This is a genomic window from Deltaproteobacteria bacterium, from assembly GCA_016219225.1.
In the GTDB taxonomy this organism is placed as follows: Bacteria; Desulfobacterota; RBG-13-43-22; order RBG-13-43-22; family RBG-13-43-22; genus RBG-13-43-22.
In genome coordinates this window covers 1-15,113 of record JACRBX010000271.1, presented here as the reverse complement: position 1 = coordinate 15,113, position 15,113 = coordinate 1, and the positions used below count along the sequence as shown (strand labels likewise).

Annotated in this window: 15 protein-coding genes; 9 read left to right on the top strand and 6 right to left on the bottom strand. The window is 52.1% G+C overall.

The window, feature by feature from the left end:
- The 5 genes from HY879_22520 to HY879_22500 form a co-directional block, all read left to right on the top strand.
- On the top strand, positions 1-246 hold a 246-nt coding region (locus tag HY879_22520), incomplete at its 5' end, for an ABC transporter ATP-binding protein (GenBank protein MBI5606119.1).
- A 133-nt stretch (positions 247-379) separates the two neighbouring features.
- Positions 380-1,147, top strand: coding sequence for an ABC transporter ATP-binding protein (locus HY879_22515; protein ID MBI5606118.1), 768 nt, complete (start codon positions 380-382; stop codon positions 1,145-1,147).
- Between the two features lie 117 nt (positions 1,148-1,264).
- Positions 1,265-2,467, top strand: a complete 1,203-nt coding sequence (locus tag HY879_22510) for an ABC transporter substrate-binding protein (GenBank protein MBI5606117.1) — start codon at positions 1,265-1,267, stop codon at positions 2,465-2,467.
- Between the two features lie 205 nt (positions 2,468-2,672).
- Complete coding sequence (locus tag HY879_22505; protein MBI5606116.1) at positions 2,673-4,493, top strand: AMP-binding protein; 1,821 nt, start codon at positions 2,673-2,675, stop codon at positions 4,491-4,493.
- The gene (locus tag HY879_22500; GenBank protein MBI5606115.1) at positions 4,450-5,880 is read left to right on the top strand and encodes an NAD(P)/FAD-dependent oxidoreductase; all 1,431 of its coding nucleotides are present in this window, start codon (positions 4,450-4,452) and stop codon (positions 5,878-5,880) included. Before HY879_22505 ends, HY879_22500 begins: the two co-directional genes overlap by 44 nt.
- An 86-nt stretch (positions 5,881-5,966) precedes the next feature.
- Here the strand turns inward: HY879_22500 and HY879_22495 are convergent, their stop codons facing one another.
- The 4 genes from HY879_22495 to HY879_22480 all read right to left on the bottom strand — a co-directional run bounded on the left by HY879_22495 (position 5,967) and on the right by HY879_22480 (position 8,425).
- Positions 5,967-6,194, bottom strand: coding sequence for a hypothetical protein (locus HY879_22495; protein MBI5606114.1), 228 nt, complete (start codon positions 6,192-6,194; stop codon positions 5,967-5,969).
- 21 nt (positions 6,195-6,215) lie between these two features.
- Positions 6,216-6,500, bottom strand: coding sequence for a hypothetical protein (locus HY879_22490; protein ID MBI5606113.1), 285 nt, complete (start codon positions 6,498-6,500; stop codon positions 6,216-6,218).
- The gene (locus tag HY879_22485) at positions 6,497-7,936 is read right to left on the bottom strand and encodes a thioredoxin family protein (GenBank protein MBI5606112.1); all 1,440 of its coding nucleotides are present in this window, start codon (positions 7,934-7,936) and stop codon (positions 6,497-6,499) included. Before HY879_22485 ends, HY879_22490 begins: the two co-directional genes overlap by 4 nt.
- Before the next feature lie 78 nt (positions 7,937-8,014).
- Positions 8,015-8,425: a pyridoxamine 5'-phosphate oxidase family protein gene (locus HY879_22480; GenBank protein MBI5606111.1), complete on the bottom strand. Its 411-nt coding sequence runs from the start codon at positions 8,423-8,425 to the stop codon at positions 8,015-8,017.
- 530 nt (positions 8,426-8,955) lie between these two features.
- Between HY879_22480 and HY879_22475 the strand changes: the two genes are divergently transcribed.
- The 3 genes from HY879_22475 (at position 8,956) to HY879_22465 (ending at position 12,191) form a co-directional block, all read left to right on the top strand.
- Positions 8,956-10,089 (top strand): ATP-binding protein, encoded by a 1,134-nt coding sequence (locus HY879_22475; GenBank protein ID MBI5606110.1) that lies wholly within the window; start codon positions 8,956-8,958, stop codon positions 10,087-10,089.
- Positions 10,090-10,171: 82 nt separating this feature from the next.
- Positions 10,172-11,581 carry a CoA-binding protein gene (locus HY879_22470; GenBank protein ID MBI5606109.1) on the top strand — a complete coding sequence of 470 codons (1,410 nt, stop codon included), beginning with the start codon at positions 10,172-10,174 and terminating at the stop codon, positions 11,579-11,581.
- 253 nt (positions 11,582-11,834) lie between these two features.
- On the top strand, positions 11,835-12,191 hold the full coding sequence (locus HY879_22465; protein ID MBI5606108.1) for a lectin: 357 nt from the start codon (positions 11,835-11,837) through the stop codon (positions 12,189-12,191).
- Between the two features lie 22 nt (positions 12,192-12,213).
- On the opposite strand, the gene HY879_22460 is transcribed toward HY879_22465, so the two are convergent.
- Both HY879_22460 and moaA read right to left on the bottom strand, forming a co-directional pair.
- Positions 12,214-12,606 (bottom strand): DUF1992 domain-containing protein, encoded by a 393-nt coding sequence (locus HY879_22460; protein ID MBI5606107.1) that lies wholly within the window; start codon positions 12,604-12,606, stop codon positions 12,214-12,216.
- 7 nt (positions 12,607-12,613) lie between these two features.
- Positions 12,614-13,600 (bottom strand): GTP 3',8-cyclase MoaA, encoded by a 987-nt coding sequence (moaA, locus tag HY879_22455; protein MBI5606106.1) that lies wholly within the window; start codon positions 13,598-13,600, stop codon positions 12,614-12,616.
- Between the two features lie 111 nt (positions 13,601-13,711).
- On the opposite strand from moaA, the gene HY879_22450 reads away from it, so the two are divergent.
- Complete coding sequence (locus HY879_22450) at positions 13,712-14,938, top strand: molybdopterin molybdotransferase MoeA (protein MBI5606105.1); 1,227 nt, start codon at positions 13,712-13,714, stop codon at positions 14,936-14,938.
- Positions 14,939-15,113 lie beyond the last annotated feature (175 nt).

Below are 15,113 nucleotides of genomic sequence, written 5' to 3'. Positions count from 1 at the left end.
CTGCTGGATGAACCTTCTTCGGGTCTCAACATGGAGGAGACTCAGGACCTGGCCTTTTGGATTGAAGATATCAAAATGGATTTGGGGATTACCATTATCCTTGTAGAGCACGATATGCGTCTGGTGGTCGATGTCTGCGACCGGGTCACGGCCCTTAATTACGGCCAGGTCCTGGCCTATGGCCGTCCTACGGAGGTGGTCAAGGACCCGGAGGTGGTCAAGGCCTATTTAGGGGAAGAAAATTAGCCCAAGAAATTTAAAGTTTACCCGTTACTTGTTTCTGGTTACTCGTTTTAACCAGCAACCAGCAACGAACTGCCGTACCCGCAACAATAAAATGTGAGAGAACTATTTTCAGACGGAGTGTTGTTAAAATACTATGCCCATCCTGGAATTAAGAAATATCGAAGTCTCCTATGGGCCGGTCAGTGTGGCCAAAGGCATTTCCTTTAAAATGGAAAAAGGGTCCATGGTCACCATACTGGGGGCTAATGGGGCCGGGAAAACCACCATCCTCAGGACCATCTCCGGTCTGATCGAACCGGATAAAGGAAAGGTGCTCTTTGAGGAAAAGGAGATCCAGGGCCTGGAGCCGGAAGAAATCGTCAAAAAAGGTATATCCCAGGTTCCCGAGGGGCGGGAAGTCTTCCCCGATCTTTCGGTTTATAAAAATTTGATGATGGGCGCTTTTATTCGTAAGGACCACAAGGAGATTGAAAAAGACATCCAAAGGATTTTTGGTTATTTCCCCATCCTGGAGCAACGGAAAGACCGCCTGGCCTATACCTTGAGCGGCGGGGAACAACAAATGCTGGTAATCGGCCGGGCCTTGGCCTCCCGCCCCAAGCTCCTGCTTCTGGATGAGCCTTCTTTGGGGCTGGCCCCTTTTATGGTTAAAGAATTATTCGGCATCATTAAACGCATCAATGCCGAAGACGGGACGACTATATTATTGGTCGAGCAGAATGCCCGCATGGCCCTTTCCGTAGCCCGGCATGGATATATTCTGGAAGTGGGCCGTATTGTCATGGACGATACCACCGAGCGCCTCCGGGAGAACGAGGATGTCCAGGAATTCTATCTGGGGATGCGGGAAGAGGGGGTCCGGGGGGCGAGGCGGTGGAAGAAAAAGAAGCAATGGAGGTGAGCATAAAAAGAAAATAAGGATTGAAGAAGTAATAAGGTTTGAGGATTAGGGAGAGGTGAAGGGGAAAAATATTCCGGAGTTCATCATTTACCACCACATCACAAGGGGAGGAGAAAAATGATCTTACAAAAGAAAAAATTAACGGCAGTCATGGCCATAGCCTGTTTATTGGTCCTGAGTGTGTGTTTCAGTTATGCGGAAGACGGGGTATCCAACACCGAGATCAAGATCGGCACGACCACGGATCTCTCAGGGCCTATTGCCTTCATGGGCAAAGGGGTCACGGACGGCGCCAAGCTCTATTTTCAGTATATTAACGACCAGGGTGGTATATATGGCCGCAAAATAAATTTCCTGATGGAAGATGACGGTTATCAACCACCCCGGGCCGTTCAGGGCGCAAAAAAATTGATCACCCGGGACAAGGTTTTCAGTATGTTCATGATCCTGGGGTCGGCCCAGGTCAATGCCATGTATCCCCTGATGGAAGCCGACGGTATTCCCATCGTTACCCCGGCTACCCAGAACCAGGATATGGGGGTGCCTCCACGCAAGTTTCTGTTTTTAGCCGATACACACTACACGGCCCAGGGTAAGTTGGCCCTGGAATATATTGTGGAAAAAATGGGTGAAAAAAAGCCTAAGATCGCCTGTATCTATCAGGATGACACGCCCGGTCATGATTGGCGAAACGGGGTACGTCAGGGGGCCAAATATTATGGTCTGGAGGTATTGGAACTGCCTTACAAAAGAGGGGCGGTCGACTTCAGCTCCCAGATGGCCAAGTGTAAGGAGGGCGGGATCACCCATTGCCTGATCTGGGCCCTGGTCCGGGAACCGGCCATCTTGATGAAAGAGGCCCAACGCCTGCAATACAAACCGACCTATTTTTATGCTAACCCCTCGGTGAACAAAAAGGTGCTGGAATTGGCCGGGGATGCCCTGACCTATAACAATAAGGTCTATGCCACCAATATCATGATCGATCCCTACCGCGATAAGACGCCGGCCGTTCAGTTGTTCGAGAAAAACTGCGCCAAGTACAAGACGGCTACTCTGGAAAACTCCTACAATATTTATGGCTACCAGGCGGCCATCACCCTGGTGGAGGGGCTCAAGCGGGCTGGCAAAGATCTGACCCGACAAGGGCTGATCAAGGCCCTGGAGGGGTTCAATAAATACGATAACGGCATCATGGCTCCCATTACCTGGGGGCCGAACTTAAGGGCCGGCGGACATTCGGTTAAAGTGTTTCAGGCCAAGGAAGGGGATTGGCATGCCATCACGCCGGGATGGGTATTTTCGAAGATCCCGGATTAGTTGAGGGGAAGGGGTCGAGGATTCAAGGATTCCAGGGGTCAAGCGAAAAATACCATATGGTTAGCGCATTGGGCTTAGTTTAATCTTATTTTTTATAGGGTTTGGGGTTTCGCTTGAATCCTCGAATCCTTGACCCCTTGAATCCTTCTATCAGCGCCGACACTTTTTGGAAATGGATCCATTTTTTAATTTCAAGAGGAGTTCTATGCCAAACCAATCTTCCCCGGACCCTTCGCTTAATACGGTGCCCAAGCTGTTTCATGCCCAGGTGAAGCGTTTCCAAGACCAGGTGGCCATGCGCGAAAAGGTGCTGGGCGTTTGGAAGGAGATTTCCTGGAATCAATACCGGGAAAATGTGCGCCTGGTCGCCATGGGTCTGCTGGCCCTGGGGGTAAAAAAAGGCCAGTGCGTTTCAATTATCAGCGGTAATAACAAGGAATGGTTGTATTGTGACATCGCCACCCAATGCCTCGGAGGTATTACCGTGGGCATCTATACGACCAATTCCTCGGAGGAGATAGCCTACATCCTCAATCATTCCGAATCCAGGGTATTTTTTGTCGAAGATGAAGAACAGATCGACAAGGTGCTTCTGGCCAGGGCCCAGCTTCCCCTTTTAGAGAAGGTGATTGTCTATGATATGGAGGGGCTCCGCAATCTCAAGGATACGCTGGTGGTGAGTTTTGAGGATTTCCTGGTCCTGGGGGAAGCAGAAAGCCGGAAGGATCCGGAGCGGTTCGATCAGCTTTGGCCCCAGGTGCAGCCGGAAGATACGGCCTTGATCGTCTATACCTCCGGCACCACCGGACCCCCTAAGGGGGCGATGATCTCCCACCGGAACGTCACCTGGACCAACCAGGCCCTGGTGAAGTCCAACACGGCTTATGAAGGGGATGAAATCCTGTCCTATCTCCCCCTTTGTCACGTGGCCGAAAGAAACAGTACGACCTTTGCGGCCATGACCAACGGCTATGTCATCAACTTCGCCGAAAACCTGGAGACGGTTCCCGAGGATTTACGGGAGATCTCCCCTCATTCTTTTTTTGCCGTGCCCCGGATCTGGGAGAAATTCTATTCCCAGATCATCCTCCGGATGCAGGAATGCACCTGGCTGGAAAAAAAGGTTTTTGCCTGGGCGGTCCTTGTAGGGCAAAAGGCCTCGGGCCTTAAATTGGATCACCAGCCCTGGCCGGCTTTTCTCAAGATCCAATACGCTCTGGCCCACTTTCTGGTGTTCCGGAATCTAAAACGCCTCCTGGGTCTGGAACGGGCCCGGTATATGATCTCCGGCGGGGCACCTATTTCCCCTGATATCCTCAGGTTCTTTCACGCCGTGGGACTGTCCATCCGGGAGGTTTATGGACAGACCGAGGTCACCGGTCCAACTTCCATTCATCAGGGGGAGGATATCAGGCTGGGAACGGTCGGGAAACCTATTCCGGAAACTGAGGTGAAAATTGCCGACGATGGTGAAATCCTGGTGAAAGGGGTCCATGTATTTCAGGGTTATCTGAAGGCCCCGGATTTAACCCGGGAAACCATTGTCGATGGATGGCTCCATTCCGGAGACGTCGGCCGGTTCGATGAAGAGGGTAATCTGGTCATCACCGATCGCAAGAAGGACATTATCATTACCTCCGGCGGGAAAAATGTCACCCCGCAATTCATTGAAAACAAGTTAAAATTCAGCCCCTATATCAACGATGCGGTGGTCATCGGAGACGGCCGGAAATATCTGACGGCCCTGATCATGATCGACAAGGAAAATGTCACCCAGTATGCCCAGGACAACCGGATCCCCTTTACGACTTATAAAAGCCTCTGTCATAATGAAGACATACGGGACCTCATTCAAAAGGAGGTCAACAAAGTCAACAAGACCCTGGCCCAGGTGGAAACCCTGAAAGATTTCCGTCTCATCGATATCGAATTGACCAGCGATGACCCGGAGTTGACGGCCACTATGAAGCTGAAGAGGAAATATGTCAACCAACGATTCAAGGACCTTATCCGTGAAATGTACTAAACCCTATGATGTCATTGTGATCGGTGCCGGTATTGCCGGCCTGGGTGTGGCGGCCATTACGGCCAAGGAAGCGGGGTTACGGGTTTTGGCCCTGGACCGTTTTCCCCTGGTCGGCGGCCGGATGATGAGCTATGACGGTTATCCGGCCAAGGGATGGCGGATCGATATCGGTTTGCACATGGTGGAATTAGGGGAAAAGGCCAGTTGCACAGAGCTGAACGCCCGGGTCGGAAAGACGGTGGAATGGGCACCCTTCAGCCAAACCGTGGATATTTGGAATGGTGAGCGGTTTATCAATGTGGCCGAACTGGTGCCCATGACCAAAGAAGACAAAAAGGCCTTTGCCGATATGTTGACCGGGATCTCCGGGATGTCGGATAGGGAAATCGAGGCCTGGGATAACCGCTCCCTGGAGGAATGGCTGATGGAAAAGGTGCCTCAGCCGGCCGTGCGGGAGCTTTTTACCGATCTGGGAATGATCATGACCACCATACCACGAGCCATTGATATGGCGGCAGGAGAGGTGCTTTACATCGCCAGGGAAAATCTTCGAAAAACCCGCCAGGTACTCCAGGCCAGCTATCCGACAGATGGTCTGGAGGGGATCACCCGGGGTCTGGTCGAAGTCATCAAAGAAAAGGGCGGCGAGATTCGGCTCAATTGTGATGTGCAGGAAGTGGTTGTGGAAAACAAGAAGGCCGTTGGCGTCCGCATTCCGGTAAAAAAGCACCCCTATCAGGAAGAATACCGCATGCTGGAAACGGAAACCCTTTATGCCGACCGGGTGGTCTGCGCCCTGCCGATCTACAAACTTTCCCGGATCATCGACTTCAATTCCGAATCCAGTCCTCTTCCCCGTTGGTGGCTTAAGCGCATCACCGACATCCAGCATGAAATCACCGGACTGATCGGTTTTATGCTCGGCTTATCCGAGCCTGTGGTGGATCCGCAAAAACGCTGCTTTCTCACGGCCCTTAAAACAAAACACGCCGGTTTCCCTTTCCAGGGTTTCCCGGCCTCCAATTTTTCTAACCGGGTCGCCCCTCCAGGGAAACAGGTGCTCCATACGGACATTGTGGTGGAGCATGCCCAGGCCTCTGATAAATTTCAACGGGAGCAGTTGCTGAATTTGCTTTGGGAAGACTTAAAAGAAATGTTTCCGGGAATCGAAGCGAAGGTGGAATGGAAGCTTCCCTATTACGTGGACGGTTGCGACGGTCTGGCCCGGCAGCCGGGACTGGTGGGTAATTTCAAGCCCGGGCTGCAAGCCCCGGGAATACCCAACCTGTACTTCGCCGGAGACACCTATCAGGGACGGGGTCTGGCCATCAACAGCGCCGCCCGAAGCGCCATGCTCTGCGCGGATCTGATTCTGACATCCCTTTAAACCCATCCTGAACACAAGGTTGACGGTCATTGGAAGATATGTGCTGGGATGGCTGCCGTTCCGTCAAAAAGGGGGACCTGTTCCTTTTAAGGGACCTGCTTTCCCCCGATCGCTTTCAATATTTCTCCCAGGGCCTCCCGGGCGATGGCCCTCATTTCATCATCCGTTCTATCCTGAATGGGATGGGGCACATACACGGCTGCCGGATCATAGCCGAGGGCCCGTGCCTGAGACTCCGCCGCCTCCTTAAATTCTGCTGAGGCCACATAAACCCCGACCACTCCCCGACCCTCCAGATCAACGATGTCATGCACACTGCATGACGTGCAGGACCCTCAATCGGCAAGCGCTTCGATCACCACCTCACATTGGGACCGGATCTCTTGTTTAAGTTCCAGCGGAGCCACTCTGGCGAAGGTCGGTTTTTGATACCGCCTGACTTTCAGGCCTTGTCCGGTAAGTTGCTTCTCCACTTCGTCCAAAAAAATGTCTCCCCGGGGTTTGGAGATATTCAACAACCCGATGGTGATCCCCTTCAGATCCCCGGGACGTCTTAACTGTTCCCGCATCTCCGGCGAACGTTCGGCCGTGGGGTCCAGTAAAAAGGTGGTTTGCCTCATGATCGAATCTCCTTGGTTACGGGTTGGCTTCCTCTTGGTCCGCTGGCCAGCCAGCCGCCGATAATGGCCGAAAACCGGCCGGCCGTTCCCCCGGCATGAACCAGGGTAAGACCCCCGGGCCGGAATTTGGGCAAGGTCAACTCCTTCATTTCCTCAGGGATACCCTCGGCAATGCCCTGGGCCCCCCGCACCAGCTCTTTGCCGGGAATTTGAAGCAGGGTGTCCAGTTCCTCCTTGAGCCTGGACTTGGTCCAGCCGGCCTGTTGAAAGATCCGGCCGTGTTCCGGGGATACCACCAAAATGGCGTCGGCGGCCATGGGGATCTTGGGGTGGGCCACGGTCCGCAGGCACCAGGCAAAGGTCCGGGCCAGGGATTCGGGTGTTCTGGAAAGCTGGTCAACCACTGCCTGCACCCCGTCTCCGGCGAAAAGGGTCACCGTGGAGGTCCCCTCCGGATACCCCCGTTCCACGGAAAGGGATTCCCAGGGAGAGCCCGACTCGTCCTCGGCGAAACAAAAAGTATACTTACCGGGATTGCCCAGGACGGCCCGGTCGATCTCGCCCGGCCTTCCCCCACCTACATTTCGGACCACCAATTGGAGGGCCCGGCCGATCGTGGCATTGGCCCGATTCCCCTGCCCGAGGGCGTTGACACCGGAATTCATTCCAATGGCCCTGGAAATGGGGCCGTTGACGATCACCACCGGACCGGAAAAATAAGTTGTGGCCAGGAGACCGTGCAAACAGAAGGCATCCAAACAGGCGGCTTCCACGGCCGCCAGAACCACCGGCAGGTACTCCGGTTTACATCCGGCCATGACGGCATTGATGGCCGCTTTCTCCACGGTACAGGCCGCCTGGTTGGGAGGAATGGTTCCAATCCGTTCGTCCGGAGACCGTGTGGTTCCCTCAAGCATGCGCACCAGACGGACTTCGGTCGGAGGCACAACCGGCAACCCGTCGGTCCATCCATGGGCAAAACAGGTTTCCATCTCGTCTTCCAAAGGCGGCGACACTATGCGCCGCGATGTTAGATGGACCCCTCCAAAGCGGACAGCCAATTCCTCCACAATACCGGGTTCGACATTCTTGGAGCCGCAACCCGGACGAAAAAGGGGCAGCCCTTCCCCCAGTCCTTTGATCCCGGTCATGGCGCGCCATTCCTCCCGGTCCCAACCGACGGTCCTTCCGGTTTCCCGACCCTTTTCCATAAGAATCAAGGTGGGGACCGTCTCAATTTGGAAATGGTAGGATTGTTCCAGCGTCGTATCGTTGATGACACCCGGTAGTCCCTCCGGAAACCCAGGGTCATCCTGGGTATAGATGGTCAGGCTCCTTCCCCCTTGGCTCAGTTCTTTCATGACCGGCACGATCATCGCGCAGGTGGCACACTCCTTTTTACAAAACAGAATCAATCCATCTCCTGGTTGTTCCATCGCCTGGCCTCCGTTTCGTTTTTTAGGAAACTTTAAATATATTGACACGATCCGGTGGATACGAGAGGTTCATCGCCCTCAGGCTAATTGCCTGCCGGCACCCGGGCCCGGAGAGACCCCATAAATCTCTTCAATGTTTACAATAAGCGCCCCCTTGGATTTAAGGGGGAACCCGAGTTTATTGCCCAAATCTTCGATCCATCGGGCTGTCTCTTCATAGCGTTGCCCGGTCGTTTCGATGGTAACGGTGCCCTTTAACTGGTATCCTTCTACGCCCTCCCAAAAGGTCACGGCCACCTTGGGATTGGCCTTCAGATTGGCCAGGGTTTTATTCAGGAATTGGTTGGATATAAGTATGGTCTCGCTGTCGATGATTTTTTTTGATCCCACCGGAACACTGTTGGGGCTGCCGTCTACGGTTGCCGTCGACAACACCACGTTAGGGACTTTTTCGAATAGTTTTTGCATACGTTCGGTCATTTGAGCCATTGTGGTTTTCTCCTTTTTCCCGCGGGTCTGAAATTAGTAGCATTTATTTGATAAAAGGTTGTTATTTATTGGGTAGAGTATAGGATAAGAAAAAAACCGGGTCAAGGAGAAATAGAGGCCTGCTCCCCCTTCACTTTGAGATAACTATTGAAGTGACTTTACTTTTTGGAGAAATTATTAGACTTGCTGCCTGAAAGTGAAGGGGGGGAAAGCAAGGGGCGGAGGGGGACGAGTGATCCGGGAAAGTCCGGAATTTTGATCAGGGGCGTTATCATTTTCTTTTTGACGACCCCCTCGGGGAAAATTACTACCGGGAATTTTTTGCCGTCCGACGCCGATAGCCAGTATGTTTAAACTCAGTTCCTTTAAGTTTCTTCATGTTATTACAGGCACTGTAAAGAGATAAATGAACAGTCTGTGTCTCGGATATAAAAAGATTCTACCCTGATGCCTTTTTAGTTTATTGACTTTTTCGGTTCGTATTCCGGAAAAGTCTTGACTTTTTCGGAATGCAGGTTAGAATAGTCGCCATGAAGAGAACTTTGGAAAAATATATTCAGAAAGATCTGAAGAAAAAGATCGTCCTGCTTACCGGCCCAAGGCAGACAGGGAAAACCACCCTGGCAAAAATGCTTAAGGCGAATTTCGACTATTTTAATTATGACAATGCCGAGCATCGTCTGAGCCTGATCGAGAAATCTTGGGATCGATCCAAGGACCTGGTTATTTTTGATGAACTCCATAAATTAAAAAACTGGAAATCATGGCTCAAAGGCATCTATGATACTGAAAAGATCCCGCCTTCAATCATCGTGACCGGCAGCGCCAAGCTTGATACCTATAAACAAGTCGGCGACTCTCTCGCCGGCAGGTTTTTTCAATTCAGGCTTCATCCCCTTGATCTGAAAGAAATCAAACAAATCCTTCATCCCCAAAAACTGAAGGATGAACTCGATAAACTGTTAAAGATAGGCGGATTTCCAGAGCCTTATCTTGAGGGTGACGAGACCTATTATAATCGCTGGAAAAGGAGTCACCTGGATATCATTCTGAAACAGGATCTTATTGATCTTGAAAATGTCCGGCAGATTACATCCATAGAAACCCTGATACAGTTGTTGAAGAAAAGGGTTGGAAGTCCTATCTCATACAGCAGCCTTGCCGGAGACCTTCAATGTTCCGACAAGACGATCAAGAGATGGCTGACCATATTGGAATCCATGTATGTGGTTTTCAGGGTTCTCCCTTTTCATAAGAATATTTCCAGGGCCATTCTCAAGTCACCGAAATATTATTTTTATGATAACGGCCAGGTCTCGGGAGATACCGGAGTAAAACTGGAAAATCTTGTGGCCTGTTCAGTGTTGAAAGAAATACATTTCAGGGAAGATTGCCTGGGTGAGCAGTGGGATCTCTTTTATTTAAAAGACAAGGATGGAAGGGGAATAGATTTCCTGATTACCCAAAATGAACAACCCGCACTCATGATCGAGGTCAAATGGAGTGATTCGAACAGAAGCCCCAACTTTTCTTTCTTTGGAAAGCATTTTAACGCGGTCAGGAAGATTCAGTTGGTCAAGGAATTAAACAGGGAAAAGACCTATCCGGACGGGACACAAATCCGAACAGCCCAAAACTGGTTGTCAGAAATCAGTCTTATTTAAAAAGGAAGAGGACCTTCATGCAGAAATTGCTTTACATTTTAAGGGAGTTGAAAAAAGAGACGCTCTCAGGGAGGGACGGAACATGGGAGACCTGACCGATCACTTTCTCCACAAGTTTTTTTATCCGGAAAGCGTAGCCCTGATAGGTGCCTCGAACAACCCCATGAGGCCGAGTTACAATCTGGTCGCCAATCAGGTCAAGCTCGGCTACCAGGGCAGGATGTATCCGGTACACCCAACGGAAAAGGAGATCCTCGGGGTAAAAGCTTACCCGAGTGTCACGAGCATCAAGGAGTGCGTCGACCTGGCCGTGATCGCTGTTTCTTATGCCCAGACCCCTAAGATCCTCCAGGAATGCATTGCAAAGGGCATCAGGAGGGTGGTTCTGGTCGCCGGCGGCTTTTCCGAGACCGGGGAGGAAGGAAGAAAAATACAGAACCAGATGCTCGAACTGGTGCGGAAGAGCGGGGGGTGGGCTATGGGCCCCAATGCACTCAGCCCTATCAATCCCCGTCACAACTTCGCCATCAGCTTCCACCCCATCGAACGGCTCAAGACGGGCGGTCTCTCCCTGATCTTCCAGTCCGGCCTTTACGAACCGCGCCTCCGCTGGTTGTTTTCGGCCTTCAACCTGCATCTGAACAAGCTTATCGATCTTGGCAACAAAATGGATCTGAATGAGGTGGATGCCCTGTCCTACCTCGTCTTGGACCCCATGACCCGGGTCATCGGCCTCCACCTGGAGAGCATCGAAGGGGAGGGGCGCAAGTTTCTGGATCTCATCCATCAAGCCTCGACCCTGGGCAAGCGCGTGGTGGTGCTTAAATCAGGCCGCACCGAGGAAGGAGCGAAAGCCGCTGCTTCCCATACCGGTGTCCTGGTGACAGGTAACGATAAGGTCTTTGACAGACTGCTGAAGCAGTGCGGGGCTATCCGGGCCTATACCATCGAGGATTTCTTTTATACCGTAAGGGCACTGGAGCGCTTCGGCCCTCTCACTCTCAAGGGAGGCCGCATCGCCGTGGCCACCCTCCCGGGAGGGGAAGCGGTCGTCATGACGGACCTCGTTCAGCAGGAGGGCCTGAAGATGGCCAAGGCGAATGAAAAGACTCTAAAGAAACTGAAGCCGATCTTCCCCCCCTGGGAAATATCCGCCAACCCCTTCGACCTCGGCGTTGCCCTGCAGTTTAACAACCCTATCCGGGTTTACGAAACGCTGATTACCGCCATGAGCGAGGACGAAAACGTTGATGCCCTGCACATCCAGCTTCCCGAACACATCCTGTTTTTGCCCAAAGAGCTTTTTGAGCTGTTTCACCGGGCACCTGCTCTGGGCAAGCCCCTGGCCCTTTGGGTGGCCGGCATGGAGCCGGGAACCCATGAAACCCTGCAATGGTTGGAAGACCACGGAGTCTCTGTCTTTCCTACACCGGAGAAGGCTATCCGGACCCTTTCCGCCCTTCATCAACTGAGTGGGTTTGGAGAACCATGATTTGGTTAATTTAATAGTATAGGAATTTGCTTTTTGGACGCAGATGAACGCAGATTGCCAGGATATTGAAAAAAAGAAAATTATCTGCGGGAATCGGCGAAAATCTGCGTCCTAATTTAACTTTAAAAGGAGGCATACCATGCGATCTCTTCTCGTATCCGTAGTGGTTCTTATTTCTTTGATGTGGACTGATCTTGGCCAGGCTGATTTTTCAGGGGATGCGGCTTGCCACCGGGGCATTGGTACGGATTGTCTGCGAAAGCACAGGCATAACCCCAACGGCATACTTCCTTCTGGTGCCCGCCTTTTTTCGGGAGAATCCATTTGGGCTCCTGGCGGAGATTTCCAACTGTCCTGCCAGAAAGACGGCAATTTAGTCCTTTATCGCAGTGGCAAACCCTTGTGGGCCTCCGGGACCGCCGGCCGGGAGGTCAGGGAATGCGTCATGCAAAGGGATGGGAATCTGGTGTTATACGGGCATTCCCATGATCCGGTGTGGGCATCTAATACCCCGGGCAATCCCGGGGCCTTTCTGGCCGTTCAGGATGACGGGAATGTGGTCATTTATAGACCGGTAATCCCGGTATGGTCCACCGGCACCAACCGGTAGTCCCGAGGATTGGAGGGGGATACTACCCTTGCTTTTTATCCGAGGGTTTTGGGGAAAGGTGTTCCACTACCTTTTCGTAATAAACCTGATTTTCTTCGAGCAGCGGGGAAACAGGGCGCATCGTGTTCAGTTTCATGATCTGGAAGTTGAGCTTTTTCATCAGGCGGTATTTCTCATCCACATCTTCAATACCTTCCAACAGATCCCGTAAGCGTACAATCTCCTTTTTGAGTTCCACTTCCGGAGGCAAACAATCGGCGTTTTTTAATATCTTGTAGGCCAGCCGCAGGTCTTCGGGAATGCCGCTGTCATCCTCCAGTTGCAGGGGTTTTCCTTTTCCTGGCAGGTTGTCCAGCTCCCCGTTCCGGATGGCTTCCTGGATTTTTCTTTCGGCGATGATATGGGAGAAAAACATGCAAGAATTACCCCCCGATTTTTGACATCTGACGCTGGCATTTTCGAGGCAGGGGGCTCAACTCAACGGGGTGCTCTTTGGGTTTTCGGGTGATGGCCTCCTTGATGACGGCCTCCAGGACCTCATCCGAAGCCCCCTGGCGCAGGGGCGTTCGCAAATCGCTCTCGGTATCGGAAAAGATACAGACCCTCAGCAAGCCTTCAGCCGTCAGGCGCAGGCGGTTACAGGTGGGACAGAAATGTTCACTGATGGGGCTGATCAAACCGATTTCCCCCCGGGCCCCGGCATAGGCCATCCGTTTGGCCGGACCATCCAGACCATGGCCATTAACCGGGAAAAGAGGTCCCAACTCCTGTAATTGGGTTAAGGTTTCTTCCGAGGAGAGAAACCGTTCGGTCTTCCAGCCGTTTTCCTGACCCACCGGCATAAATTCAATAAAGCGGATATGGTAGGGTTTTTCATAAGACAATCGGCCGAAAGACAGGATTTCATCGTCGTTGATCCCCTTCAGGGCCACCACATTGATTTTGATCGGTGAAAAACCGATCCGTTCGGCCTCTTGAATCCCCTTCCAAACCTGGTCAAAAAAATCGAATCGGGTAATTTCGGCATATTTTTTTGCCACCAGGGTGTCCAGGCTGATATTGATCCTTTTGACTCCGGCCTCCCATAAGGCCTGGGCCTGCTGGGCTAACAGGACGCCATTGGTGGTCAGGCTGATATCCCGTATGCCGGGTATTTCCCTTAAAGAAGCAATGAAATTCAGAAGGTTTTTCCGGACCAGGGGTTCCCCGCCGGTGAGGCGGATTTTTTCAATCCCTAACCGGACACTCAACCGGGCCAGCCTTAACAATTCTTCATAACTCAGGATATCCTCATGAATAAATTTCGGGACCCCCTGTTCCGGCATACAATAGACACAGCGCAGGTTGCAGCGGTCGGTCAGGGAGATCCGGAGGTAATTAAGACGGCGGTTGTAGGGGTCCAGAAGCATGGTCAGGTTTTTAGGTTTTTCTGTTGCAATACTATGTCATTTTTTACATAATAATGCTAATAAGAATTGGTGTCAACCGATAAAATTTTTTCAAAGGATTCCGTTGATTTTATGAAACCATTCTTCAAGGTCAAAACCTCCAAAGAAATTTTTCAAATTATTGAGACTTTTTCATGTCTTAGCCGGGGAATGGTCCGCTTAAACGAAGGTCTTGGGCGGGTCCTGGCCGGGGACATCCTCTCTCCGGAGGACCTTCCCCATTTCCCCAGGGCCACCATGGACGGCTATGCCGTGCGGGCCAGGGATACCTTTGGGGCCTCGGAAGCCGTCCCGGCCTGGCTGACCCTGTCCGGAGAGGTGGCCATGGGCCAGGAGATATTGACGCCCGTTGAATCCGGGCATTGTTTCCGGATCGCCACCGGCGGGATGCTGCCCCCCGGAGCCGATGCTATAGCCATGATCGAGCATTCCCAAACCCTCGACCACCAGACCATAGAGATCTTTAAACCGGTCTCTCCTTTGGATCATATCATTCAGGTAGGAGAGGACGTCAAAAAAGGGCACCCTGTCCTGACGGCCGGCCGGCGTCTTCGGCCTCAAGACCTTGGTTTGCTGGCCGGCTTGGGGATACTGGAATTACCGGTCTATCAACAGCCCAGAGTCGCTATTATTTCTACCGGGGATGAAATTGTGCCTGTCGAAAAACACCCCGCCCCCGGGTTTATTCGGGACATCAATGCCGTCACGGTTCAGGCCCTGGCAGCCGAGGCCGGCGCCGTACCGGAATTTTTAGGCCGGACCAAAGACCATGTTAAGGATCTGGAGACCCTTTGCCGGAAAGGATTGGACCTGGCCGATGTGATCCTGATCTCAGGCGGGAGTTCGGTAGGGACCCGGGATTTCACCCTGGAGGTCATTCACAGCTTCCCAGGGGCCGATATCCTGGCCCACGGTATATCCATCAGTCCCGGTAAACCGACCCTCCTGGCCCGTGTCGGCAACAAAATCCTTTGGGGCCTGCCGGGTCATACCGCTTCGGCCATGGTTATCTTCTCCATCTTCGTCAAACCCTGTTTACATCAATTGGAAGGGGAAAAGGCCTTAAGGCCCATCCCAAAGGGGAAGGCCCGATTGACCAGAAATATCGCTTCGGCCCAGGGACGGGAAGATTATATCCGGGTTTCCATTCAGGAAAAAGAGACCGGCTGGGAGGCCACGCCCATCCTGGGAAAATCAGGGCTTATCTCCACCATGGTCCGGGCCGACGGGATTATCAAGATTGATCAGAACTGTGAAGGTCTGGAAAAAGGGGAATGGGTGGAAGTGCTGTTGTTTTAGGAATCGCTCGGATAATTTATCGAGGAGATAATTTAATAGTATAGGAAATTCCTTTTTTGACAATGGTCAGGCTATAGACGGTTAAGGGGGGGGAGAATAATATTTTATTTATGGAATCATATGGTTATAATACGGACCCGGGATGGGAATATTTTATCAATGGGGAGACCGGGAG

Bases quoted from the DNA above. Each gene is read 5' to 3' on its own strand.
- HY879_22515 (MBI5606118.1), top strand. From the start codon at position 380: ATGCCCATCCTGGAATTAAGAAATATCGAAGTCTCCTATGGGCCGGTC.
- HY879_22510 (MBI5606117.1), top strand. From the start codon at position 1,265: ATGATCTTACAAAAGAAAAAATTAACGGCAGTCATGGCCATAGCCTGT.
- HY879_22505 (MBI5606116.1), top strand. From the start codon at position 2,673: ATGCCAAACCAATCTTCCCCGGACCCTTCGCTTAATACGGTGCCCAAG.
- HY879_22500 (MBI5606115.1), top strand. From the start codon at position 4,450: ATGTCAACCAACGATTCAAGGACCTTATCCGTGAAATGTACTAAACCC.
- HY879_22490 (MBI5606113.1), bottom strand. From the start codon at position 6,500: ATGAGGCAAACCACCTTTTTACTGGACCCCACGGCCGAACGTTCGCCG.
- HY879_22485 (MBI5606112.1), bottom strand. From the start codon at position 7,936: ATGGAACAACCAGGAGATGGATTGATTCTGTTTTGTAAAAAGGAGTGT.
- HY879_22480 (MBI5606111.1), bottom strand. From the start codon at position 8,425: ATGGCTCAAATGACCGAACGTATGCAAAAACTATTCGAAAAAGTCCCT.
- HY879_22475 (MBI5606110.1), top strand. From the start codon at position 8,956: ATGAAGAGAACTTTGGAAAAATATATTCAGAAAGATCTGAAGAAAAAG.
- HY879_22470 (MBI5606109.1), top strand. From the start codon at position 10,172: ATGGGAGACCTGACCGATCACTTTCTCCACAAGTTTTTTTATCCGGAA.
- HY879_22460 (MBI5606107.1), bottom strand. From the start codon at position 12,606: ATGTTTTTCTCCCATATCATCGCCGAAAGAAAAATCCAGGAAGCCATC.
- moaA (MBI5606106.1), bottom strand. From the start codon at position 13,600: ATGCTTCTGGACCCCTACAACCGCCGTCTTAATTACCTCCGGATCTCC.
- HY879_22450 (MBI5606105.1), top strand. From the start codon at position 13,712: ATGAAACCATTCTTCAAGGTCAAAACCTCCAAAGAAATTTTTCAAATT.